Origin of the sequence: Staphylococcus pseudintermedius, assembly GCF_001792775.2 — a bacterium.
Classification (GTDB): Bacteria; Bacillota; Bacilli; order Staphylococcales; family Staphylococcaceae; genus Staphylococcus; species Staphylococcus pseudintermedius.
The window spans coordinates 1-23,572 of record NZ_MLGE02000005.1 but is presented as its reverse complement, the minus strand read 5'-3'; the positions used below and the strand labels follow the sequence as shown (position 1 = coordinate 23,572).

Genomic DNA, 23,572 nt, shown 5'->3' with positions numbered 1-23,572 from the left:
TGAAGTAAAAAAGCTGGGGAACAATGACGTTTTCCCAGTTTTTCTTGTCACTCTTTGTTGAGAAAGGGTTCATTGAAATCTCGCCCTTTGAGATACAATGGCTCAAATAGGCGAGACGCTTGAGGGATGATGTTAAAGGTCAAAGGAATGTCACTTAACTTTAAAAGTGGTTACTGTTTAGCGCACTAGCTGTTTTACGTTGTGACATAGAAAAGTTTCAGTCTTTATCCATTCATAGATTTAAGAATCATCAATAACTAGAGGAGGACATATTGAATGAAATAATAAATGGCTAAAAAATTTGTGACAATCCATAAGCTTGAAAAGAAAACAGTAGGCAGTTTCGTCAACATTTTTAACGCTGTCCCATCCCATTCAGGCTGAGGGCGTGCGAATGTAAGTTGTACAATCGTAATCGTCGACTGAATAATTTCACCTAACAGTGTCCCAAGTATGAAATGGTAAACGAGCATATAAATGAATGAATAGTTCGTTAAATTTTCAGACTGAATACCTAAATAGCCAATGAGTATTAAAAAGGCAATGATGAGTAACGGAACAGCCTTTCTTGACGTTTTCCATGTAAAGTAAATGAAAACAAGAATATAAAGCATAATAAACAATGCGCCTTGTCCCTTACTTTGGATATACAAACCTAATATCAACATGATAGGCGACATGAGATAGCCACCTAATGTCGTGATGATATGGCCTGAACGACTTCTACTAGCGGTGACAGCGTAGCCTTGTTGGCCTGTTGCGTTACGTTCACGTCTTGTTGTGACAACGACAAAATCTCGTACACATCCACCTGATAAACGATTAAAGAGCACATGGCCAAATTCATGCGTCAAGACTGGAATATAATTCAGCGCAATGTCTAATAATGAAAAAATAGGACGGTATGCATAATGGCGGCTTACAAGGTAGAGGCCTGCGATACATAAAAGTAAAATAAATGAAATAGGGATAGGTGAAGTAATCCACGAATATCCGTGCATAGATGTCAATCCTTTCGCAAAACTTACTTTCTATTATAACGGGTTTATTGCGTCTGAACTATAGACTTAAGTCCTAAAGTGTATCATTCAGTTGACGTATTACTTTTGTAGGATTATCCGCGACATCCGTAGATGCAGTCACAGCACGTGTCACGATACGTCTAGCAGCAACGGTAGCCCCTTGATGTACTGTAACACCGGGGAGGATGGGCACACCTGCATCGATCCATACATCATCTTTAACAGTCATTTTTGGTCCTTGTTCAATCACTGAACGACGCTTTGTTGGATCAAGTGGATGATTGACAGTAATCAGTTGCACATTTGGCCTAATTTTTGACGTTATTGTTGATAAAAATAGGCCAATATCAAGCCATGTGTTGTGCTTATTCACATAAACGTTGTCACCTAAATGCATATTGTAATCATCGTCGAAGTAGAACGGTGGCTCGATGTAACAATGATTTTGTACGTGACCTATCATGTGTGTCAAATACTGTTCGCGTTGTGCGATGTCGGTCCTTGCATTGTAGGTATTGCGAGCTAATGCGGTTTGTTAACGGTCATGTAAGGGTGTCGCATCGCTTGGATAATAAGGTAATTCATTGATTATTTTTTGTTATCAGTCATAGGAGCACTCCCTTCCCATAATGTCGTTTTAAATGATACGCAACGCACCAAAAAAGCGGACATCTAAAATATTAAAAATAATGTATCATCATCTCGGACTTTGGAATGAACTTTCAATAAAAAGTAGGATTTAGCTTGATTTTGGTGTAAAATGTGTTAAAGTGACATCAATATATTGTAAATACCATGTAAAACAAATTGAATTGAAATTAAATGAAAGATTGAAGGTGAGACTATGGCTAAAGCATTGCCTACTGGTCATCATGAGGGCACTTTTCCTAGTCGTGACACTACAGTAGAGGGAACATATACGTTTAAAGAGAAAAAAGCGCAAGTCCAAGTGATGAATGTGATGTTTGATAATGTTACATTGATGGACATGCATCAAAATATTTTAAAATATATGCATACTGAAACGAAACATAATTTATTTATTGTGACGGCTAACCCAGAAATCGTCCATTATGCATCAGAAAACCCATTATATGCTCAAATGTTGAAACAAGCAGACTTTATCGTTCCGGATGGGACAGGCATTGTTAAAGCTGCTCGGATATTAGGTCAATCTTTACAAGAACGTGTACCGGGTATTGAAGTAATGGAAACATGTTTAAATATTGCAGATTTAGAGCGTAAAAAAGTGTTTTTACTTGGCGCAACATCTCCAGTTGTTGAAAAAGCTGCACGACGCATTCAACGTCAGTACCCACATATCGATATCCAAACGCATCACGGATTTATCGATATTACTGATCAAAACGTCATCGAACAAGTACGTGATTTTAATCCAGACTTTATTTTTGTAGGTATGGGCTATCCGAAGCAAGAACAATGGATTCAACATAACCGCCATCATTTCGACCATACATTGATGATGGGTGTGGGCGGCTCAATCGATGTTTATAGTGGTGAAGTGAAACGCGCACCTTACGTATGGAGAGCGATGAATCTAGAATGGGCTTACCGAGCGTTGACAGATATAAAGCGAATTCACCGTTTGAAAAGAATTCCTAAGTTTGTCGTTGGTGTGTATAAACAAAAATATTTAGGTAAATAGTGTAGATAATCAAAGCGCGCGTCAGACCATTTCGATTGTGATTAGAAGTGGGATGAAGCGCACTTTTTTTATTAAGTTCACAATAAATACAAAAAATGAGGCATAGTCTCAGTTGAAATGGGGTAAAAATTCACTGCATCGACCACACAACCCATAGATTCAACGTGATTGATGCAGTGTGTGGGCTGCAATTATTACACGTATACGGAAAAGTTATTTGATGACAAAGCGATTTTCATCTAAAGCTTGACGAAATGCCTTTTGTTCTGCAGTCGATTTTTTCTTGAAATCTTTCAAAAAGGCTTCATATTTAGGAAGGACATCTTCCACAGAACCGAAATCTTTAAGTTGCCCGGCTTCGATCCAAGCAATTTTTGTACAAAATTCTTTCACTTGGCGTAAGTTGTGGCTGACAAAGAAGATTGTTTTTTCATCTTCTTTAAATTCATAAATCTTTTTCAAACTCTTTTGGGTAAACGTTTGGTCACCTACAGACAACGCTTCGTCAATGACAAGAATTTCTGGATTGATTGTCGCACTAATGGAAAAGCCGAGTTTCGAACGCATCCCGCTTGAATATTTTTTTACGGGCTGATAAATAAACTCACCTAATTCGCTAAATTCGACAATTTCGGGTGTGAGTGCTTTAATTTCATTTTTTTTGAAACCCATGCACAACATTTTGAACTCAATATTTTCCATACCTGTTAAGTTGCCATTGAGTCCAGCGTTAATTGCGATGACACTTACATCGCCAGTTTTATCAATATGCCCGTGTGTCGGTGTGAGCGAACCACCAATCATATTGCTCAATGTCGATTTACCGGAGCCATTAATCCCGACTAAACCGATAACATCACCCGCGTAGGCTTGGAATGTGACATCTTTGAGTGCATAAAATGTTTTGTTTTTATGTTTTGGCCATATAGCATCTTTAATACGTTCTTTATTATTACGATAAATACGATATTCTTTAGTCACTTCGTTAATACTGACAGTTGGATTCATCTGTGAACAGTCCTTACATTGATAATATTGAAATGAAATTTGGTTTTTGCTTCCATCATCTTATGTCTATACATTATAATATATTACTAAGTGGTTGTTAAATTTGTGAAGCTATTGTAAAGTATTATGGATACAATGTATTTAATTCTACTTAAATCAACTTAGCTTTTCAATTAAAGAATAGGCGATGAGACATACTAGGTCAAATATTAATGTATAATATGATTTTGATGATTGGCTCTAGATGGATTATCTAGCATGTGAAAGCGTGGTAAATTATGAATTCTGTTATTACCGTAATGAAAGAACATTTTAAGAGTTTTTATCTGATTCAGCGGTTAGCACAATTCCAGCTTAAGATTTCAAATCATAATAACTATCTCGGATTTGCTTGGGAGATCATTAATCCTGTGATACAAATTATGGTTTACTGGTTTGTCTTCGGTTTTGGGATCAGAAGTAACCACCCGATTGATGGCGTCCCTTTTATTTATTGGTTGCTCGTCGGTATTAGTATGTGGTTCTTCATTAATCAAGGTATTTTAGAGGGAACAAAATCGATAACCATGAAATATGGACAGGTGGCGAAAATGAACTTCCCACTTTCTATCATTCCGACATACATCGTCACAAGTAAACTGTATGGGCACATTATGCTTGTGGTAGCGATTGTCATTTTGTGTACAGTGAGTGGTATGACACCAACGATTTATATTCTTCAACTGTTCATTTATATCCCGTTTGCGTTTTGTTTGACGGCATCAGTGACGCTCCTAACATCAACATTAGGCGTGCTTGTCCGTGATACGCAAATGGCAATGCAAGCTTTATTAAGGGTTCTTTTCTATGCTTCACCGATTCTTTGGACGCCTCCAGCAGGATCGTTAGCAGAAAAGATTTTAATGTTTAACCCTATTTATTTTGTAGCGGAGAGTTACCGTGCTGCGATACTATTTCATGAATGGTACTTTATTACGCATTGGGAACTAGCACTTTACAATGTGTGCGTTACAGCGATGTTATTTATTATTGGTTCGATGTTACATATGCGCTACAGAGATCACTTCGCAGATTTTATGTAATGAGAACAGTCCCTCAATACATTAGATTTGTGTTGAGGGTTTTGTTTTAAATAACATTTTAGGGTGGTGAAGAAATGATGCGTTATTATATCAAAGCATTTTATATTTGTATGGTTGCGTGTTTAAGTCGACTGTACAGTGCGTTACGTATCGATAGAAAACATATTGTCTTTTTAATGACTTTTAAAGAAGATCAATTACCAATTATATATCAACTGAGTCAACGCGGTTTTAACATTACTGTTTTTGCAAAGCCTAAAGATTTTCACTATTTAGAAAATAGAAAACAGATTACGTATTATCCTTTGAAACAATCTTCTATTTTAAAGCAGTTAGCCGCATTAGCTACCGCAAAAGTGGTGTTTATTGACACATATTATTTAATTATGGCAGGGTGGCGCAAAAAAGAAGGCCAAACCGTCATTCAAACGTGGCATGCGGCAGGTGCATTGAAGAAGTTTGGTTTAGAAGATCATTCAGTAGATTTGACTCAAAAAGAACATGTAGATCAATATTGTGCAGTGTATCAAGCGACCGATAAATACTTAGTCGGTGGTCAACAGATGGCAGATTGCTTTGAAAAGGCGTTCGGGGCACGTTATGAACAGCTGCTCAGCTTTGGGAGTCCGAGATTAACGACATACCGACACATCGACCGACATGCGCATCAGCAAAAACTTAAAAAACAATTAGGTATTCAAAACAAAGTCGCTGTCTATTTACCGACTTATCGTGAAGGCGGGCAAACGAACCGTACGATTGACAAAGAAACATTTGAGACTGCGGTGCCTGGCTACACGTTGTTAAGTAAATATCATCCTACTGTTTCCGCAGCGGCAGAAAATATTAAAATGTGTACGCTTGATCTTATCGTATTGGCAGATTTAATTATTACGGATTACAGTTCTTTAGCGATAGAAGCAAGCATTGTCAATACGCCAACTTTATTTTACGTATACGATGAGGCGGATTATGAAATCGTACGAGGGCTCAACAAGTATTATTATGACATCCCGCAAGAATATAAAGCGTATGACGAGCGCACATTGTATGAACGTATCAACGAAGGTCAATTACAACCATTATTCCAAAAATGGCATCAATACAATACAAGTGAAAGCTTAAATCAAGTGGTCAACTATGTAGAAAAACTCGTGAGAATTTAGCGTAAACACTGGATATTTTTAGGAATCGAGAAATGTTTATGCTATAATTCTACAAAATGAAGAAAATATTAAACATGTTAAGGAGGTGTAAAGATGAAACGTGTCATTACATATGGAACGTATGATCTTTTACACTATGGACATATTGAATTACTAAGACGTGCACGTGAAATGGGGGATTACCTCGTTGTAGCACTCTCAAGTGATGAATTCAACCGCATTAAAAACAAAAAATCATATTACAATTTTGAACAACGTAAAATGATGCTTGAATCGATTCGTTACGTTGACCTTGTCATTCCTGAAAATGATTGGGGCCAAAAAGAAACCGACGTTGAGAAGTATGAAATCGATACATTTGTAATGGGGCATGATTGGGAAGGCGAATTTGATTTCTTAAAAGATAAATGTGAAGTGATTTACTTGAAACGTACGGAAGGTATTTCTACAACACAAATCAAACAAGAATTATACGGTAAAGACGCAAAATAATGGGAATAAAAAAAGACCGAAAGCGTGTGGAGTATCGCATTTTCGGTCCTTTTTTATGACTGTTATTCTGAAGTTTGACTTACATAAATATGTCGAAAAATAAAGGACAGAAAACCTGTGACCCCTTTCCATTAGCATGTCTCCTCTATAGTCAATCTTTAGAGAAATATAACACAAATTGAATCAATCTAAGTTGAGGAGGATTTCACAATTTCTACATACAAGTGCCTTTTAAATTTAAAAGCGATACAACTTGATTAAAAGCACAAGAAAGAGGTGAACCTCGCTTTTCGGAATTTGAAGACACAGTTAGCGTTCCAAAAATTATAGGTCCACGTTGATGACAATAAATGTTCAAAAGTGAAGCTACATAAATGACTGTTTTTTCATAAAGACGTAGCAAATTTATATGCTTTCTCATATACGATAGCAACAAATAATTTAATAATTTTTATAATACTGTTGTAGAATGCTTTATTGAGTGGTGCATTATTAAAAAAGAAGCTCGCGAACTACTTTTTAATAACATAATGAGGTGATAATGATAGAATTGGTAAAAAAAGCACCGAAATCTAAAAAATCGAAATTTTCAGTCAAACGTTCAGGGAAAGTCGTAAAATAATCACTTTATAAAATTGAAGTTAAAAAAAGGAAAAAGCTTCTCATATCAAAATGAAGCTTTTTCTTTTTGATACTTAAAGGAGAAAAGGGATGTTGAATGAAAATCTTATTAAAAATGTTATTCTAATGATTTAGTTAACTTTCAGCTACTACGATTGTTTATACACCGAATAAGTTTCGAACCAAGAAAAAATTTTGAATATCAATTGTATTCACTTATGGATCCTATTAAAAAAATAAAATGAATGATTATGGAAGTTTAACTGATAAACAAAATTATTCGAATCAACTCAGGTTTTCGACTAAAGCTCGGATGGAACGTTATATTTCTTATAATTTACTGGCAATTAAAAATAGATTTATATATGTACATCCTAAAGGACAAATAGATGTTGGTTCTAATATATTTTTAGAATTTATAGAAAATATGAAATAGGAAATATATATTTTGAAAACCTTGTTCAAGAAGAATATTATAAAGACTATTTAGAGAAGGTAGTAAAAGATGCACTTAATGAAAATATGTTAGATGAAGTAGCAGTGGATGAGGAAATTTATATTAGCTTAGTTATTTTATTAGTAGAAGCCTATCTCAATACCGATCATATTACAAAAGTAATTGATATTTTTGAAAAGGTTTGTAATAAATACCCTCATAACGATTTATTGAAGCAAAATAAAGATCATTTAGCATCTATTAAAAGGGAGTCGAAATAATGAAACTATTGAATACATTAAAAAATTTCCCTTCAGCTCAAAAATTTTTATGGTTTAGTCTCTTTTTTTATTTCTCAATGTATCTTTCAAAAACGATACATGCATTATGGTTTGAAGAAAACCATGCTTTAACCTCATTTGGTTTTTCGTATACCATGATGGCAGTTGCAGGAATACTTTCATTTTTTACAGGAAAGTTGGGGGATAAGATTTCGCCTCACTTTGCATTAAGACTTGGTGTAACCGTTTATGCAGTTGGTTTAGCATTAAGGATGTTCACATTTTCTTTCTGGATTGCAGGGATATCAGGTTTTATTGCCGGATTAGGAGCTTCACTTGTGATTATCTCCATGCGATTTTGGATTGTGTCTTTAGGGACAGAAGAAGATCGCCCAGCTTTGGTTTCTATAAGTGAAATGGGCAATCATACAGGAATTATGATTGGGACATCTCTATCCGGGATTCTAGTGTGGTTGTTTTCTTACTTGGTTGAAAGTCCTATGGCATATGTGCTCATTTTGGCGGCGCTATGCTGTTGTCTAACTATTTTTTTAGTTCCTAAATTCTCTAAAAAAGTCACAGAAACTGAGGGAAATCAGACACATTCTAGAAAATCTTTAAAAGAATATAAGTTAATGATGAATGGAATAGTGGCTTTAGGAATGATTGCAGGCGTGTCAGTCAGTTTAATTAGTCCATTCATTCCAGTTATTTTAAAACATCAAGGCATATCAGTGTCACTGATAGGTTTATTCATGGCGATGATTAGTTTGACAGCTATTTTTGCAGCGCCTATTTATGCAAGTAAAAATGTCAGTCGTTATAAACAGTGGCTATTTTTTATAAGTGAACTCGTTGCAGGTCTATTACTCTTATTGTTTTTAACATCGTTACCAAGTTTAATCATATTATTGATTTTAGTGTTTAGAGCATTTTTATATACTGGATCGGCAATCGCTCAAGAATTGATAGAATTAGAGCTTTTTCCTAAACCGCATTTAGGCTTCTTTTTTGGATTATCACAATCTTCATTTTTTATAGGAGACGCCTTAGGAGGTACGTTTGGCGGTTATTTATACAATATGTCCATCACGATTGCATTAGTCATATGTACCTCGCTATTAATATTCAATGCTTTTCTATTGCCATTATTCTTTACTGCTATGAAAAGACATTATAAGGAAGGGGGGAGTGTTCATTAATAGTCGTTTTGGTAATCCTGTATGATTGGCTTTCTCAGATGCAAACAAACCCATATTTTTGTATGAGAATAAAATTATATGTGATAAAGATAGTATTGAAAAAATATGCTAAATAATAAAACAATATTATCTAAACGTTACAAGGAGTCTATTATAAATGCCTATCCATTAGAAAGTGAATGGTTCAATGAAAGGTTTAGTGTAGAAGATATACAAACAGTTTTTAATTGGAAAAATTTTAATAAACGATATTAAAACAGAAGTTTACGTTATCCAAGATGACTACGATAGTGTACTGGACTATCGAGATACATTGGAAGCTGTAAAATATGCAAAGGAAAATCATCTACCTTGGACGTTTTTCACAGAAGTTAATGTTGATCATGTGCCGTTGACTGAAGAGCAAAGGGAAAATAGATTTATGTTGATTAATTATTTAATATAAAGTTTCAAAAAAATGCATCATAAAAAAGTGGATAGCCGTAAAATTATGACATTCTACGCCCATCCACTTTATTTTATGGTGGTAGTTATATATGCGTTTCATCCGCTCATCACAAGGGTGCACTGTTTTGAGGCTGCTCAGTTTTTATAAGTCAAGCCTATTCAAAGTCATCAGTTTAATCGTTATCACATTGTTAAATCAATCGACATCACGATTTTTATTTTCTGAATAGCAATTTCAACAAGCGACGTAAAATAAATGCAAGGATGAGTACAATGACGAGAAATGCGAGTGACGTCAATATTGGAAATGCATGCCAACTTGAGACGACAACAGATTTAGATTCATAGATAAGCGGATTTTCAACTTTTACGGTTGGAGGCCCGTCGTTTTTCGTAATGAACTTGCGTGGATAATCGAGATGTACTTGACTATCTTTGACGACAAGATGATAAGGTTTAGACATGTCTTTCGGCACGACATCGTATAAATCTTCTGTCACATAGTACGATTTTCCATCAATTTTGTGTTTACCTTTAGACACTATCTTTTTATAGTCATATTGTGAAAACGTATAATTAATGGCACTCGCGCTCATCATGTTACGCTGTTTCTCGCCACCGAGATGTTTATAATCTCCAGCGCCCATAATAATATGGAAAATGCGGAATTTTCCACGTTTTGTCGTTAATGAATTGTTGTAGTCTGCAATATCACTCGAACCCGTTTTCAATCCATCTGTGCCAGGTAAGCTCATGTTACCACCTTCTAACAAATCGTTAAAGGTATAGTATGTGACACCGTGTTGTGTCGGTGCAATTTGTTTGGTGAAATATAAAATTTTAGGTGTGTCTTTCACAACATGCTGGGCAAGTATGGCATAGTCGCGTGCTGAAGATGTTGAAGATGATTCGTGTTGGTATTTCTTTGGCGCGAATTCCAATAATAAGCGATTTTCTGCACCAGTAGGATTCACATAGTGGGTGTGCGTCATACCTAGAGATTTGGCAGTGTCATTCATTTTATCGACAAAGTCTGATGTGCTATCTGAAACTTGATTGGCTAAAATCAGTGCAGCTGCGTTACTTGAAGCGGAGACTGTAATCTGAAGCAATTCTGCAACGGTGTATGTTTCACCAGGATAAAGTTTCGTATTACTCAACTCTGGTAAGGTGGACATCCGGTAATGTTGGTCAGTGATTTGGACCGTGTCGTTTAAAGATAACTTCTTTTCTTTGACAGCTTGTAACGTTAAGTACATTGTCATGAGTTTGGTCATAGAAGCAGGATACCATTGTTGTTCGCTTTGAAACTCATACAAAATTTGTCCTGTTTGACTGATGTTGATCATGCCTTCAGGTTGATAAGCCCACGTAACAGGATAACCACTTTGTTGTGCAAGTTCAACCGGTGTGGGTGTATATGCACGTGCAAAAGGTGTTATAATAGTGGAAGCGAAGAATACAACCACAATGGACAATATTATTTTTTTCATATGTATTCCCTCAATCTAAAAAACTATAAATGATAAACAACAAGATTCATTTTACCACAAAGTTTGTCGTTTATAAATGTTAATGCAGACTGATATGAGGGGCATAAGAGAAGATATGAAACCGAGTTGAGCCGTTGTGGTCACTTTGAGAACAATCTGTTGAAGGGTAAAAGTAGAGGTAATCGTAAATGCGGTAAGACTGCCTTCATAGTGAATGAAGACTGAGGGGCGTCTTATAGCATCACTATAACGAAAATAAAAGAGGTATGAAGTTATGAAAGCACGCAACCCACTTGTATTTTTATTAAAGAAAATTTCATGGCCAGTTGGATTAATTATCGTGGCCGTGACGATTGCTTCAATAGGTAGTTTGACCGGATTATTAGTTCCTTTATTTACAGGGCAGGTGGTCGACAAATTTACTTTTGAATCGATTAGTCCTGTATTTATTATTGCACTGGTAGCGGTATTTTTAGTGAATGCCGTGTTAAGTGGTTTCGGTTACTATTTACTTAATAAAATAGGCGAAAAAATTATTTATGCCATTCGTTCTGTGTTATGGGAGCATATTATCCACTTGAAAATGCCGTTTTTTGATAAAAATGAAAGCGGGCAATTGATGAGTCGTTTAACAGATGATACGAAAGTAATCAATGATTTTATATCACAAAAGTTACCAGGGTTTTTTCCCGCGGTGATTACGCTCATTGGGTCATTAATTATGCTGTTTGTTTTGGATTGGCAAATGACTCTCCTTACATTTATTACCATTCCTATATTCATATTAGTGATTGTGCCACTCGGTAAAATTATGCAAAAAATATCAACGAATACGCAAACTGAAATTGCGAATTTTAGCGGGCTACTCGGGCGTGTATTGACAGAAATGCGTTTAGTGAAAGTGGCCAATACTGAGAAACTAGAATTAGATAAGGCGCATAGCAATCTTAAGACAATTTATAACTTGGGGCTGAAACAAGCGAAAATTGCGGCCGTCGTTCAACCGATTTCAGGGATTATTATGCTGATTACGATTGGTATTATTCTAGGTTTTGGAGGCATGCGTATTGCTTCGGGCGCGATTTCAGCGGGGACACTCGTAGCGATGATTTTTTACGTTTTAAACTTATCGATACCTTTGATCAACCTTTCTACATTAGTAACGGATTATAAAAAAGCAGTAGGGGCGAGCCAACGCATTTATGAAATTTTACATGAACCACTTGAAAACATCGCCGCACCGAATTTACAAGATGAGATTCCAACTGGTGACTTGAAATTTGATCATGTCTACTTTGGATATGATGATACACCAGTGCTTAAAGATGTGTCATTTAATGTATTGCGTGGCGAAGTGACTGCTTTTGTAGGGCCGTCTGGTTCGGGTAAAAGCACATTGTTCAGTTTGATTGAACGGATGTATGAGATTGATCAAGGTGGCATTTATTATGATGGTACTTCCATTGATGCGTTATCGTTAACAGATTGGCGTAGAAAAATCGGTTACGTCATGCAAAGTAATGCGATGATGAACGGAACGATACGCGATAATATTTTATATGGTGTGGATCGTGAAGTGCCTGAAGAAGAATTGATTCACTATGCAAAACTTGCGAACTGTCATGAATTTATTATGGAATTTGAACAAGGTTACGACACAATCGTTGGAGAGCGCGGCTTGAAGCTGTCAGGCGGTCAACGTCAGCGCATCGATATTGCACGAAGCTTTGTGAAAAATCCTGACATTCTGTTATTAGATGAGGCAACTGCAAACTTAGATAGTGAAAGTGAGCGTAAAATTCAAGAAGCATTAGATATTTTAATGGAAAACCGTACGACAATCGTCATTGCCCACCGTCTCTCTACAATTAAAAAAGCGGGTCAGATTATTTTCTTAGACCATGGCGAAGTAACAGGCAGAGGACGTCATGAAGAATTAATGCAAACACACGCCATGTATCAGCAATTTGTTGAAACCCAAAATTTAACACAGCATCGAGCAGTAACAGAACAAACTGAAACAGAATGATAACGAAAACAAAAAGACTGGGTACCTGAAACCACTTGAAGCAGTGCGTTTTCAACCCAGTCTTCTTTATTGTATAGTCAATCATTTGTATCTTCGCTTACTTATCCTCACTCAAAAAATAGATGAGCAACAGAAACGAAGATGTGGGTTGGGCCCATCACTGCAAATGTTTCGGTAAACTTTCAATCGGACAACCCTTACTACTTTCACATGCACTACACTTTCCTTGCTTCGACTTTTTGAAAAAACTAAGCATTACCCAAGTTGCATAACCTAATATCAATGCAATCAATAATAAATTAATGAATAACGTCAATTTCAACGCCTCCTATATAAAGTGCGAACCGATTTGATAGACTAGCAATGACAACACGTATGCAATGACAAAGGGGTACGTCACAGCAAGCATCGTCCATTTCCATGAAAGGGTTTCTTTACGTATCGCAGCCACTGTCGCTAAACATGGGGTGTAAAGTAAAATAAAAACCATGAATGAATAGGCAGAGAGTGCTGTGAAATGTGTTGATACAGTAGCGACGAGACTCTCTTCACTGACCGCAAAAATAATGGCCATGGAACTAATGATAACTTCTTTCGCTAAAAATCCAGGAATGAGTGTCGCAGCGGTTTGCCATGAACTGAATCCAAGTGGTGTAATCAGTGGTGCAATAGCCGCACCAATCATGTGTAAGAAACTTTGGTCGATAGGGACATCCATACCAGATGGGCCCGTGTAATTGAGTGACCAAATCACAATAGAACCTGCAAAAATAAATGTACCTGCTTTTTTAACGAACCCTTTTCCTTTTTCCCAAGTGCTACGCCATAATGTTTTAATTGAAGGTAATCGATATGGTGGTAACTCTATGACAAAAATAGATGTATCTTTTTTTAGCACCGTTTTAGATAGTAACCAGCTCACGAGTAACGCAACAACAATGCCTAATACGTATAGACTTAACACGACAAGTGCTTGATGTTGTGCGAAGAAAATCGCTACGAACAACCCATATACTGGAAGTCGCGCAGAACATGACATGAACGGTGCAATTAAAATGGTCGTCAGCCGTTCTTTTTCTTCTTCGATACTGCGCGCCGCCATAATACCTGGTACGTTACAACCAAAACCGATTATCATCGGAATAAATGACTTGCCGTTAAGGCCGAATTTTTCCATCAACCGGTCCATAATCACTGCAATACGCGCCATATAACCTGAATCTTCTAATAATGAAATGAAGAAGAACAGCACTAAAATTTGTGGAATGAACACGAGTACACCGCCAACACCCGCAATAATACCGTCTGTCACCAAGTCTTGAAGGGCAGGATAAATACCGAGCTTATCCATAATATTGACCGTTTGATCGGTTAAAGGACCTCCGAAAAATGCATCCAACTGGTCAGAAAGCGGTGTCCCAATCCAAGTAAACGTCAGTTGAAAGATGAGCCACATCATTCCTAAAAAGATAGGGATACCCAGTATTTTATGTGTGAGCAACGCATCGATTCGTTCAGTCAAATGTTGGCGCTCTGCCTCAGGATAAGTCACAATTTCAGCAAGCATGATGTCAATATACTGTTGCCGACATGTCAAAATATGTTGTTCAAGGTCGAGCGTATTGAACTGTTTAAACTGTGCCGTCAATGTCTCAAACTGTTGTAGCGTTTCTTCATCTAAATATCGCAATACAGCTGGATTATTAAGTAAATATTGAATGGTTAAAAAACGGTAATGGCGCTGTGCTAATGAAAGTGTGGTAGGTAATGCTTTGACAAGTTGTGTTAATAAATTTTCAACGTCATCACCATAATGGATTTTTAAAGGTCGTTGTCTAGAAACATGACGGTCAGCAAGGGCATTGAGCACTTCATCGCTCCCTTTACCGGTACGTGCAATAACAGGTATAATCGGAATATGCAATTGACGCATTAAACGTTGATGATCAATCCGAATTCCGCGCTTATGAGCCACGTCAATCATGTTCAGACCGATGAGCAATGGCGCGCCATACTCTAACAATTGTACAGTTAAATTAAAATTGCGTTTAATTTGAGCTGCATCGATAATATTGATCATGCCGTCGAATTTTTCATGCAGTAAATAATCGGTTACGACAGTTTCATCACGGGAAATGGGAACTAAGTCGTAAATTCCTGGTAAGTCGATTAAATGACCAGAATTTTTCTTAAGTTGACCGACCTTTTTGTCTACTGTGACACCGCTCCAGTTTCCGACATATTCATATGAACCGGTTAGAGCGTTGAAAAGGGATGTTTTTCCTACGTTCGGATTCCCTAAAATACAATATGCATTACTCATAAGCATACTCCAATCTAATCTCGCAAGCATCACAGTTACGAATACAAATATGTTGGCCGTTCACTTTTAATGTACAAGGTCCTTTGAATAATCCTTTTTGATGGACAGAAATTTGACATCCTTCTACACAACCTAGAGCTCGTAGACGATGTTTTAAATGGACATTGTCTGTATCTAAAGCTTTGACACGATATTGTTTTCCGATCTCAGCATTTCCAATATGTAACATACGCACACCTACTTATCGTTAATGATAATCATTTTCACTTAACTATAGAATAATCCTGTTTTCATTTGTAAGCAATAACTTTTTGATATCAAATGTGAAAAAATATCGAATTTCAATCTAAACATTTTAAAGTGACAAATTAAAAAACGGACTCATGCGCATCGTGTTTAGATGAATTGAACTTAAATGAGACTGAAAAAATATATTCTCAGTATGTAAACGTCGTGGTATACTAATGTTGTTAAAAAACAGTTGAAAGGTAAAAGGTATCTCCTTATGTATTTGATTATTAACATTATTGGGTTGTTTGTCTTTTTAGGGGTTGCATTTTTATTCTCACGTGACCGTAAAAACATTCAATGGGCTTCTATTGCGACACTTGTTGTCCTTAACTTGATTTTGGCATGGTTTTTTGTGTATTTCCCAGCTGGTACTTTATTTGTTAAAAAGGCTGCTGAAGGGATTTCTTGGGTTATTGATGCAGCGTTTACGGGGATTGGCTTTGCATTCCATAGCTTCACAGCGCCAAAACAATTGGACATGGCAGTAGCGGCGCTATTCCCGATTTTATTAGTTGTGCCACTTTTTGATATCTTGATGTATTTACGTATTTTGCCATGGATTATGCGCGGAATTGGTTGGGTACTTGCTAAAATTACACGTCAACCTAAATTCGAGGCATTCTTCGGTATTGAAATGATGTTCTTAGGAAATACTGAAGCACTTGCGGTTTCAAGTGAACAATTAAAACGAATGAAAGAAACACGTGTGCTGACATTAGCCATGATGTCGATGAGTTCGGTTTCTGGTGCGATTGTTGGTGCTTATGTGACAATGATTCCAGGTGAATTAGTATTGACAGCGATTCCGTTAAACATTGTCAACGCGATGATCGTTGCTTCTATTTTAAACCCTGTGAAAGTTGAAGTAGACGAAGATGTGATTTACGATTTACGCGCAAATGAAGCACGTCAACCATTCTTCTCATTCCTTGGTGACTCTGTGCTAAATGCTGGTAAATTAGTATTGATCATTATCGCTTTCGTTATCAGTTTCGTCGCATTAGCAGAATTAGCAGACCGTTTAATTCACTTAGTTACTGGTGGCATTGGTCACTTATTCAATGCAAAAGGTAGCTTCGGTCTTGACCAAATTTTAGGTGTATTCATGTATCCATTCGCATTATTACTTGGTTTACCATTAGATGAGGCATGGTTAGTTGCACAAAATATGGCGAAGAAAATTGTAACGAATGAATTTGTTGTTATGGGTCAAATCGCAGGAGAAGTGAATGATTACGCACCTCACCGTCGTGCAGTCATTTCAACATTCTTAATCTCATTTGCAAACTTCTCAACAATCGGTATGATTATCGGTACGTTAAAAGGTATTGTGAATGAAAAAACATCTGACTTTGTATCTAAATATGTACCAATGATGTTATTAGCAGGTATTTTAGTATCGTTATTAACAGCTGGTTTCGTAGGTTTATTCGCGTGGTAAAATCAACCGCTTGTGAATGAATCACAACGTTTTTGAATATAGGAACTAGGGGGTTGGACTCAATGATGTCTGAGCCTCTTTCTTATGTTGGCAAGACACTTTCAATGACATGCGTTAGGAGAAGTGTGAATAAAAATAGAGCAGCCCAGCTGATGCTGAACTGCCTTAGACGGGAAATGAATAATTTTGATTGATATTCGAGCATGATATCAATCTCGAGCAAAAAATCTCTTGTACTATTAAAAACACAAAGGAGATGGCCTCTTGTTGACTAGATGACTAGCAACAAATAAGGTAGTTTCTATTATACACATATTCTCGCCAAAAGTAAACGAAATATTCAGAAATTTAAAATTTTATTTTGCGACTGCTGAAAAGAGTTGTCAGTCAAGGGTTTCGCTTTGTTACAAAGTTGTGATAGTATGGCTTATGACGAGTTAGAAATGATATAAAAGAATGGGAGGAATCATTGGGTGAGCAGAACAATAAGAGATTTGTTACTAGTTATCGTTGGCGCATTTATTTTTTCAGCGGGGGTTAATGCATTTGTTATCGCCGGTGATCTCGGGGAAGGTGGTGTGACAGGTCTCGCTATCGTACTTTATTATGCGTTTCATTGGTCGCCTGCCATCATTAACTTTGTCGTTAATGCGGTATTGATTGCGATTGGTTACAAATTTTTAAGTAAAAGAAGTATGTATTTAACGATTGTCGCTACAATATTAATTTCTGTATTTTTAAGTTTAACACATACTTGGCAAGTCAAATCAGATGATGTCATCATTAATGCTGTGTTCGGTGGGTTTTCAGTCGGTTTAGGTATTGGTATTATCGTTTTAGCCGGTGGTACGACAGCTGGAACGACCATTTTGGCACGTATAGCGAATAAGTATTTAGATGTCAGTACACCTTATGCATTGCTCTTTTTTGATTTAATTGTCGTGTTGATTTCATTGACAGTGATTCCATTAGATCGCGCACTGTTCACCGTGGTCAGTTTATATATCGGCACAAAAGTGATGGATTTTGTTATTGAAGGTTTAAATCCTAAAAAGGCAGTGACGATTATTTCAAAAGAACCTGACCGCATCGCTAAAATGATTGATGAAGATATCGGTAGAGGTGTGACGATTTTAAATGGGCGTGGTTATTTCTCCAAACAAGAAACGGATGTGCTTTATGCCGTAATTAGTAAAACGCAATTGTCACGGACGAAGCGGTTAATTCGTAAAATTGACCATAGTGCGTTTGTAGTCGTGCATGACGTGCGTGACGTCTATGGTAATGGATTTTTAGTAGAAGATTAAAAGTAAAAAGAAGGGTTGAGCATATCATATCATGATGTCTCAGCTTCTTTTTTATGTGTAATCTGGGCAGAAAAGAAGTTTGAAATTGTTTGTGACTACGAGTGAATCAAAATATTTAGATACATGCGTATACATAAGGATATGGATGAAGTTTAATTGAGATTATTTTGAGTTAGAAATTTTTGATAAATGATGATATACTTGGCATAAACATGATAATGATTATCAATTGCATAAAATGTATATAGATTTCGCAATATTAGGGAATGAAAAGCTCACGATTCGTGGTGAGTGTGAACAGTAACGCCTTAATCACGTGATGGATAGTGTCCTAGGGCGTAATCGTTTTAAGAAAGAAGGATGACGATGAGTAGATTAACAGGTAAAGAGGTCACAATTGGGTACGGTGACCGTGTCATTGTTGACAATTTAGATGTCGCAATTCCAGATGGTGCCATTACGTCAATTATTGGGCCAAATGGCTGTGGCAAATCAACATTATTAAAAGCACTTTCTCGATTATTAAATACAAAAAGTGGTGAAATTTATTTAGACGGCAAAAATATTCATGTCCAGTCAACAAAAGAAATAGCTAAAAAAATAGCGATTTTACCTCAGTCTCCAGATGTGGCGGATGGTTTAACGGCTGGAGAGCTTGTTTCTTATGGTCGCTTCCCACATCAAAAGGGCTTTGGTCGCTTGAATGAAGAAGATAAAAAAGCGATTGATTGGGCGATGCGTGTGACAGGAACGATAGATTTTAAGCATCGTGCAGTCAATGATTTAAGTGGTGGGCAACGCCAACGTGTTTGGATTGCGATGGCGCTCGCACAAAAGACAGACATTATTTTTCTTGATGAACCAACAACGTATTTAGATATTTCACACCAACTTGAAATTTTAGAACTTGTACAAGAACTGAATGCTGAACATGGCACGACAATTATTATGGTATTACACGATATTAATCAAGCAATTCGTTTTTCAGATCACCTTATCGCAATGAAAGATGGCGCTATTATTAAACAAGGTGATACGCATGAAGTACTGACGAATGAAATTTTAGAACGCGTATTTAATATTGATGCAGAGTTAAGTACAGATCCACGTACAGGTAAACCGATGCTCGTGACCTACAACCTGTTGTGTAAACATTATGAAAAAGCTTAAAGGTTGAATTAACGGAGTATAGAACATGTTGAAAAAAAGAGTGAACATGAAGTGGAGTGATGCGGTACAATTTATCTGTGCCGTTATCGTACTATGTATTGTATTTATTATTGCGACTTTATTAGGTGAAGCGCATGTGAATTTAAGTACCATTTTTGAAGCGATTTTTCATTATAATCCGAAAATCCAAGCACACAATGTGATTTCAGAAGTTCGAATCCCTCGAAATATCGGTGCTGTGCTTGTAGGGATGGCACTTGCAACAGCGGGTGCCGTTATTCAAGGTGTCTCTAAAAATGGACTTGCAGACCCCGGCTTAATTGGTTTAAATGCTGGGGCTGCTTTTGCTTTAGCGCTCACTTTCGCACTGTTTCCAGGGGCGTCATTTATTGCGCATATTATTGCTGGTTTTATCGGGGCGATGCTAGGTGGCGCGATTGTGATGACGATTGGTGCGTCGAGACGAGATGGTTTTAACCCAATGCGTCTGATTTTAGCTGGTGCTGCTGTCAGTGCGCTGTTAACGGCACTCAGTCAAGGTGTGGCGCTCATTTTTCGTCTCAATCAAGCCATTAACTTTTGGAGTGCAGGTGGTGTGTCAGGCACAAATTGGCAGCAAATTCAAATCAGTGTGCCGATTATTTTAGTGACTTTAATCTTATTGATATTGATGAGTCGACAGTTGACGATTTTGAGTTTGGGCGATGCGTTAGCTGTAGGACTCGGTCAAAATATAAAGATGGTCCGCACAGTCGCTTTAATTTTATCGATGCTACTGGCAGGAGTTTCTGTAGCGATGGTCGGTCAGGTTGCATTTGTCGGTCTCATCGTCCCGCATATCGTACGTTCTTGGGTCGGTACGGATTACATGAAAGTCCTTCCAATGACTGCAGTAGTAGGTGGTACGCTCGTTTTAGGTTCGGATCTCGTGGCGAGACTGTTAGGTGAAGCGCCAATGAGTGCCGTCATCTCCTTTATCGGTGTCCCTTACTTTTTCTATTTGATTCGTAAAGGAGGACGTACACTATGATTCATCCGGGTTTAAAACGAAAGCAGCAGTTGACATTCATTAGTACACTCATACTTTTAATGCTCGCAATCGTATGGAATTTAACGACGGGTGAATATGCAATGTCGTACGGTCAAATTATTCAAACATTTCTAGGGCAAGGTGATGCGGCAGATCGACTTATATTAATTGACTTTCGTTTGCCACGTGTTGTCATTACGTTGTTAGCGGGTATTGCTTTAAGTATGAGTGGTGCTGTATTACAAAGTGTTACTAAAAATCCTCTCGCTGAACCCGGAATTTTAGGCATCAATGCAGGAAGTGGTTTTGCTATCGCGTTATTCGTCTCTTTAGGTCAAATACACGCTGATCAATTTGTCTACGTTTTACCTATCGTCAGTATGTTGGGGGGCTTAGGAACAGCACTCGCCATTTTTATATTAAGCTACCAAGGCGATAAAGGGCTTTCTCCGGCAAGTATGGTGCTGATCGGTGTCGGAATGGCTACTGCATTATCTGGTGCGGCACTCACGATTATGGCGACCTTTAATAAGGAGCAATCTGAATTTATTGCAACTTGGCTAGCCGGAAATATATGGGGCGATACATGGCCGTTTGTGTTTGCCTTTTTACCATGGCTCATCGTTTTAGTGCCATTTTTATTCATCAAGTCTGAAACACTTAACATTTTAAATACGAACGATACAGTGTCTAAAGCATTGGGCATTCGACTCAATAAAGAACGTTTCATTTTAGTTTTAGTAGCCGTGACGCTTTCAAGTGTTGCAGTCGCTGTTGCCGGTGCAATAGGTTTCATCGGTTTAATGGGCCCGCACATCGCGAAATCTATCGTCGGTCCGAGACATCAGCTTTTCTTACCGATAGCCATTATCATAGGGGCATTATTACTCGTTGTTGCAGATACGCTTGGAAAAATGCTCTTACAACCGAGTGGCTTACCTACCGGGTTAATCGTTGCTGTGATTGGTGCGCCATATTTCTTATATTTGATGTATCGCACACGTTCTGTATAATTTCAGCCTCAAGATTGAAGTATATTTCTATAAAATATGTTAAAATGTTCATTGTATTAAAAAATTTGATAAAATTGGACTTAATGTGATTCGCCAATCTGTATTCTTTTAGCAAGTATGTTAAGATGAAAGTGATTGGACTATGGCACATTCAGGAGGACGAGCCATGCAAGATTTAATAAAGAGACATGTCTTAAACGGCGAATTTAATGCAGTGAAAAATTTAATGTCTGCCACTGATTTTTTAGAATTTGAAGAAGCCTATATTTCCAGTGCATATGAAAATGAAAGTGTCATGTACTACACGTGTTTGTTGTACATGATTAAAGAAGCAGAAACAACTGAAATCCACGACTTAGCTTTTCTATTACTCGTATACCCTTTAAGTGACGTTCCAGGTGCAATCGAGGCCGCGTATTATCATGCCGAATCTTCTATTGATTTGACGAAGGGTAAAGAGGTGAAGAGCTTGTTACAAATGTTATTGTTACATGCACTTCCGGAACCTGTGATTTCTGATAAAAAAGCTTTCGAAGTTTCGAAACAAATTTTAAAACTTGATCCGAGCAATAAAGTCGCGCGTAATGTATTGAAAGATACAGCTAAACGTATGGATCAAGTCGTTGTTGACTTTGACCAGTTAAGTCATTATAAAGATGCATAATTTTTGAATAATAACCATTCGATGTGATTCAAGCATTGGATGGTTTTTTGCAGTGCGCCCGGCATGGGTAACATCTTGACGGTGAAAGTCCGTTACAGGCTTGGTAGTAGGAACTGTTAGCGAAAGACAAGGGTGTCCATTGCGAAGTGGAATCTGAAGGAAGTCGGACGCAAACACTCGCACTGACGAACAGAAATATCATACTAAGGCTATGTAGAATGGATGAATCTGCTGAACAAGATGAAGTCCGATACTACCCGAGTTCTACATAGTAAATGATGCGGTGACATGAGTGGAAAGAGGTTACACCTTACCCGGGGAGGTCTCATCAGCGGTATCTCAACCGTAGTAACAACGAATGATGAGAAGTCAGCAGAAGTCATAGTAGGGAAAATGTACCGAAGGACTGAACAATATTCAATACAAAGTAAAGATTGGAGGTTATAGATTTACGACGTGCAGAATACGGTCTTAACCGGCAACTTATGGAAGGATAAGTAGTGGAACGAAAAAGAATACATAAGTGTGTACAGTAAATCTTAGGTGAAATGAAAGAAATGTATCGTAAGTCTCCATCACTGATGGAGCTTGTTGTAAGACCAGACAACATAGAAAAAGCTATCAAGAAAGTTAAGAAAAACAAAGGTGCTCCTGGAATTGACGGCATGAAAGTCAGTGAACTTCATGCTCACTTTGCGCAGTACTTTTCACGGATAACGAAAAAACTGCTTGATGGTTCATATCAACCTCAAGCAGTTCGAAAAGTTCAAATTCCCAAACCAAATGGGAAAATGCGTGTGCTTGGTATTCCTGTCGCTAGAGACAGAGTGATACAACAAGCCATTAGACAAGTGATTGAACCAGGCATCGACCGAACATTTTCAAACCATAGCCATGGTTTCAGACCTCATCGTAGCACAGGAACAGCACTTAAGCAATGTGCTGCCTACTACGAAGAAGGCTATAAAATAGCCGTAGATTGTGATTTGAAACAGTGCTTTGACATGTTAAATCATGATAAGCTCATGTATTTGTTCGAACGCCATGTTCAAGATAAGTCAATTTCCACATTTATCCGTAGAAGTTTACAAGTCGGTGCTATTGACCTATCTGGCGAAGTCGCAGAAAGAAAGATAGGTGCACCACAAGGGGGCGTTATCTCTCCCTTACTATGTAATATCTATCTACATGAACTGGATAAAGAACTCGAAAAGCGTGGACACCGATTTGTACGATATGCTGATGACTTTGTCATCTTCGTACGCACAAAACGAGCAGGCGAACGTGTAATGTCGAGTGTAACGAAATTCATTGAAAAGCAACTGAAGTTGGTGGTCAATGAAGAGAAAAGTAAAGTAGGAGCAGTCACACGTTTAAAGTTCTTGAGT

At 37.4% G+C, this 23,572-nt stretch carries 21 protein-coding genes; 14 read left to right on the top strand and 7 right to left on the bottom strand.

Annotated features, from left to right (window positions below; translation table 11 throughout):
* Window positions 1-257: 257 nt before the first annotated feature.
* Window positions 258-1,001, bottom strand: a complete 744-nt coding sequence (locus tag BJK46_RS05200) for a M50 family metallopeptidase (RefSeq protein ID WP_015728697.1) — start codon at window positions 999-1,001, stop codon at window positions 258-260.
* A 73-nt stretch (window positions 1,002-1,074) separates the two neighbouring features.
* Window positions 1,075-1,485 carry an LbetaH domain-containing protein gene (locus BJK46_RS05195; RefSeq protein WP_240621168.1) on the bottom strand — a complete coding sequence of 137 codons (411 nt, stop codon included), beginning with the start codon at window positions 1,483-1,485 and terminating at the stop codon, window positions 1,075-1,077.
* A gap of 381 nt (window positions 1,486-1,866) precedes the next feature.
* On the opposite strand from BJK46_RS05195, the gene tarA reads away from it, so the two are divergent.
* Window positions 1,867-2,688, top strand: coding sequence for an N-acetylglucosaminyldiphosphoundecaprenol N-acetyl-beta-D-mannosaminyltransferase TarA (gene tarA / locus BJK46_RS05190; RefSeq protein WP_015728699.1), 822 nt, complete (start codon window positions 1,867-1,869; stop codon window positions 2,686-2,688).
* 213 nt (window positions 2,689-2,901) lie between these two features.
* Here the strand turns inward: tarA and tagH are convergent, their stop codons facing one another.
* On the bottom strand, window positions 2,902-3,696 hold the full coding sequence (gene tagH / locus BJK46_RS05185; RefSeq protein WP_014614625.1) for a teichoic acids export ABC transporter ATP-binding subunit TagH: 795 nt from the start codon (window positions 3,694-3,696) through the stop codon (window positions 2,902-2,904).
* A gap of 278 nt (window positions 3,697-3,974) precedes the next feature.
* Between tagH and BJK46_RS05180 the strand changes: the two genes are divergently transcribed.
* The 5 genes from BJK46_RS05180 to BJK46_RS05160 all read left to right on the top strand — a co-directional run bounded on the left by BJK46_RS05180 (window position 3,975) and on the right by BJK46_RS05160 (window position 8,976).
* Window positions 3,975-4,778, top strand: a complete 804-nt coding sequence (locus BJK46_RS05180; RefSeq protein ID WP_014614624.1) for an ABC transporter permease — start codon at window positions 3,975-3,977, stop codon at window positions 4,776-4,778.
* Between the two features lie 74 nt (window positions 4,779-4,852).
* A complete protein-coding gene (gene tarB / locus BJK46_RS05175) occupies window positions 4,853-5,944 on the top strand; it encodes a teichoic acid glycerol-phosphate primase TarB (RefSeq protein WP_014614623.1) in 1,092 nt (363 codons plus the stop codon).
* A 93-nt stretch (window positions 5,945-6,037) separates the two neighbouring features.
* Window positions 6,038-6,436 (top strand): glycerol-3-phosphate cytidylyltransferase, encoded by a 399-nt coding sequence (gene tagD / locus BJK46_RS05170; protein ID WP_014614622.1) that lies wholly within the window; start codon window positions 6,038-6,040, stop codon window positions 6,434-6,436.
* Window positions 6,437-7,579: 1,143 nt separating this feature from the next.
* Window positions 7,580-7,774 (top strand): hypothetical protein, encoded by a 195-nt coding sequence (locus tag BJK46_RS05165; RefSeq protein WP_014614621.1) that lies wholly within the window; start codon window positions 7,580-7,582, stop codon window positions 7,772-7,774.
* Window positions 7,774-8,976, top strand: a complete 1,203-nt coding sequence (locus tag BJK46_RS05160; RefSeq protein ID WP_015728701.1) for an MFS transporter — start codon at window positions 7,774-7,776, stop codon at window positions 8,974-8,976. Before BJK46_RS05165 ends, BJK46_RS05160 begins: the two co-directional genes overlap by 1 nt.
* Before the next feature lie 662 nt (window positions 8,977-9,638).
* Here the strand turns inward: BJK46_RS05160 and pbp4 are convergent.
* Window positions 9,639-10,916, bottom strand: coding sequence for a penicillin-binding protein PBP4 (gene pbp4, locus BJK46_RS05155; RefSeq protein ID WP_015728702.1), 1,278 nt, complete (start codon window positions 10,914-10,916; stop codon window positions 9,639-9,641).
* Between the two features lie 274 nt (window positions 10,917-11,190).
* On the opposite strand from pbp4, the gene BJK46_RS05150 reads away from it, so the two are divergent.
* Window positions 11,191-12,945, top strand: a complete 1,755-nt coding sequence (locus tag BJK46_RS05150; protein ID WP_014614617.1) for an ABC transporter ATP-binding protein — start codon at window positions 11,191-11,193, stop codon at window positions 12,943-12,945.
* A 157-nt stretch (window positions 12,946-13,102) separates the two neighbouring features.
* Here the strand turns inward: BJK46_RS05150 and BJK46_RS05145 are convergent, their stop codons facing one another.
* Genes BJK46_RS05145 through BJK46_RS05135 form a run of 3 tightly spaced genes read right to left on the bottom strand, consistent with a single transcriptional unit; the run spans window position 13,103 to window position 15,497 of the window.
* Window positions 13,103-13,237 (bottom strand): FeoB-associated Cys-rich membrane protein, encoded by a 135-nt coding sequence (locus BJK46_RS05145; protein ID WP_373366353.1) that lies wholly within the window; start codon window positions 13,235-13,237, stop codon window positions 13,103-13,105.
* Between the two features lie 36 nt (window positions 13,238-13,273).
* Complete coding sequence (feoB, locus tag BJK46_RS05140) at window positions 13,274-15,268, bottom strand: ferrous iron transport protein B (protein ID WP_015728703.1); 1,995 nt, start codon at window positions 15,266-15,268, stop codon at window positions 13,274-13,276.
* Entirely contained in the window at window positions 15,261-15,497 is a 237-nt protein-coding gene (locus tag BJK46_RS05135; protein WP_014614614.1) for a FeoA family protein, read from the bottom strand. Before BJK46_RS05135 ends, feoB begins: the two co-directional genes overlap by 8 nt.
* Before the next feature lie 276 nt (window positions 15,498-15,773).
* Here BJK46_RS05135 and BJK46_RS05130 point away from each other — a divergent pair, with 276 nt between their 5' ends.
* From BJK46_RS05130 to ltrA, 7 genes are all read left to right on the top strand, one after another.
* Window positions 15,774-17,000: a NupC/NupG family nucleoside CNT transporter gene (locus BJK46_RS05130; RefSeq protein WP_020220157.1), complete on the top strand. Its 1,227-nt coding sequence runs from the start codon at window positions 15,774-15,776 to the stop codon at window positions 16,998-17,000.
* 473 nt (window positions 17,001-17,473) lie between these two features.
* Entirely contained in the window at window positions 17,474-18,307 is an 834-nt protein-coding gene (locus tag BJK46_RS05125) for a YitT family protein (protein WP_014614612.1), read from the top strand.
* Window positions 18,308-18,673: 366 nt separating this feature from the next.
* Window positions 18,674-19,477, top strand: coding sequence for an ABC transporter ATP-binding protein (locus BJK46_RS05120; protein WP_014614611.1), 804 nt, complete (start codon window positions 18,674-18,676; stop codon window positions 19,475-19,477).
* Window positions 19,478-19,502: 25 nt separating this feature from the next.
* On the top strand, window positions 19,503-20,507 hold the full coding sequence (locus BJK46_RS05115; protein WP_015728704.1) for a FecCD family ABC transporter permease: 1,005 nt from the start codon (window positions 19,503-19,505) through the stop codon (window positions 20,505-20,507).
* A complete protein-coding gene (locus tag BJK46_RS05110) occupies window positions 20,504-21,520 on the top strand; it encodes a FecCD family ABC transporter permease (protein ID WP_099992009.1) in 1,017 nt (338 codons plus the stop codon). The genes BJK46_RS05115 and BJK46_RS05110 overlap by 4 nt, the downstream gene beginning before the upstream one ends.
* 166 nt (window positions 21,521-21,686) lie before the next feature.
* Window positions 21,687-22,184 carry a hypothetical protein gene (locus tag BJK46_RS05105; protein WP_099992012.1) on the top strand — a complete coding sequence of 166 codons (498 nt, stop codon included), beginning with the start codon at window positions 21,687-21,689 and terminating at the stop codon, window positions 22,182-22,184.
* A gap of 557 nt (window positions 22,185-22,741) precedes the next feature.
* Window positions 22,742-23,572: group II intron reverse transcriptase/maturase (gene ltrA / locus BJK46_RS05100; RefSeq protein WP_112424781.1), on the top strand; the 831-nt coding region annotated here is incomplete at its 3' end.